Annotated in this window: 1 protein-coding gene; it reads left to right on the forward strand. The window is 31.8% G+C overall.

The genetic code is table 11. The features are described from left to right. The first annotated feature begins 304 nt into the window (after nucleotides 1-304). The gene (locus tag JCM21531_RS17100; protein ID WP_243467893.1) at nucleotides 305-493 is read left to right on the forward strand and encodes a hypothetical protein; all 189 of its coding nucleotides are present in this window, start codon (nucleotides 305-307) and stop codon (nucleotides 491-493) included. Nucleotides 494-1804: the final 1311 nt, after the last annotated feature.

Below are 1804 nucleotides of genomic sequence, written 5' to 3' on the forward strand. Positions count from 1 at the left end.
TTTAAATGAGCAAGGCTCCGGATTGATTCCGGGGATTTTAGAAAGTTTCTAAGTTGTAAATATAACTTAATGCTAAGTTTCAAGGCTTCGATCGCAGCTTGCTTCTGCTCTCGTGATAAGTAACTCTTTCGGTTGATGCGACAGGTATCAATAAGACCGGCAATTGTTATATCGGTGCACCCACTTACGGACATTGGTGGCTGCCATATGAATAGAAAAGGGTCTTTCAGATTGCGCAAAAACATATCATTATTCACATCTCTTATATTCTCTGAATATAAATGATTAACAATATATTTATGGAGTGATTATTTTGTCCTGTAATAAATTAAGTTCCACACAGTTGGCAATTATTTCAGCTGTCATTATGGTTATTGGCGATGTTATTGGTCTTATGGCTGCTTTGGCTGCTTTTAACGAGGAACAACAAAGCAAAGATGAAACTAGGCGCGAACTTAAAAGCAAAATTAAATATTTGCAAGACAAACTTTAAATTTAATTTTTTTTAAGTCCTTTGGAACCGAGCTTTTTAAGCCTCATTGAAATTGGTAGTGCAAAAGACTGCTATTTTACTGTAGAAGTCTTTAAATATTATAAAATTACATTTTTATTCTTCCTAAAAAAATACCTCCGTTTCGGAGGTTGTTCAATAGTCATGTCTATTTAAGGGGAGCATTAGTCTTTGTCTCTTCTTTGCTCGATTATATCAAAGTAGAGCTATAGTAGTTTCTTGCGAAAGTTGATTTATTAATAAGTATGTATTAATTACCTATTATATAAGTATGATTATATATACTTCTAAGGTTTTTGTAAAAACATGCATTGACTTATCCGTTAAAGAATTAAAAGATTTAGAATTTTATTCTAGAATTGATTTTTATATTATATGGATATATATTTTTGTTATAACGAACTAATGTTCAGTAAAGTATAGTAGATGTTAGTTTTTATGTTAGTGCATGTAAATAAGCATTTAGAAGGTTTTTTTTATAAAATTACCTTATTTGGTGGATAATCTTGAGAAGATTAGAAAAGTTTGTGGACGAAAGTGGGTAGAGTTTGATAAAATGTGGATAGTACATGGCACAAAAGTACAATTAATTTATTAATCAGGATATTTGGAAAAGACAATATTATTTTTGAAAATAATGAGTGCAATAAAGATGTGTTGGTTAACTTAAAAAATGAGTTAATGCTTCAAAGCTACAGAGAAAAAAACAAAAAGCTTATATAGGACATGTTAAAGATTACTAAACTTTTAAAAGAAAAGTGTGGGCGATATAAATAGAGATTACATAAAAATGTATTTACTGAGATTAGTTGATGAAGAATTACTTGGACATGCGAGTTTTACTACTACAGATGTATAATGCATATTCAAACAAACAAGTTTTATGAAAGTTTGAAAGGAAAAACAGAAAAAAGTAGCTCATAGCTTGAAACAGGAAGAGTTATATAAGCAATTTATTGAATCGAAGAATCAAGATAGTTGTATTATTGAACCTGATATTAGGCCGATTGGACTTAAAAAAATAGAATGTAAAAGGTAGGCTGTCCATGGTTTCTATGAATAAAGAGACATGTGCTATATATAAGAGAACAACGTTTTTTTGTAAAGGGCAGAGCATGAAGCCAAGTCTCTGGAGTATAAGCATGAAGCATGTGCGCACACACAGATTCACCGGGTGCAAGCACCGCCAAAGAATAAGGGATTCGCGGGTTCAGTTCATCGGCGTCGGAGAAGCGGGTCGTTATATGAAATCATCGTCCATGATTTCACGAGTTTCAAAGCTAATAATAGATA

The organism is Acetivibrio straminisolvens JCM 21531 (genome assembly GCF_000521465.1).
Classification (GTDB): Bacteria; Bacillota; Clostridia; order Acetivibrionales; family Acetivibrionaceae; genus Hungateiclostridium; species Hungateiclostridium straminisolvens.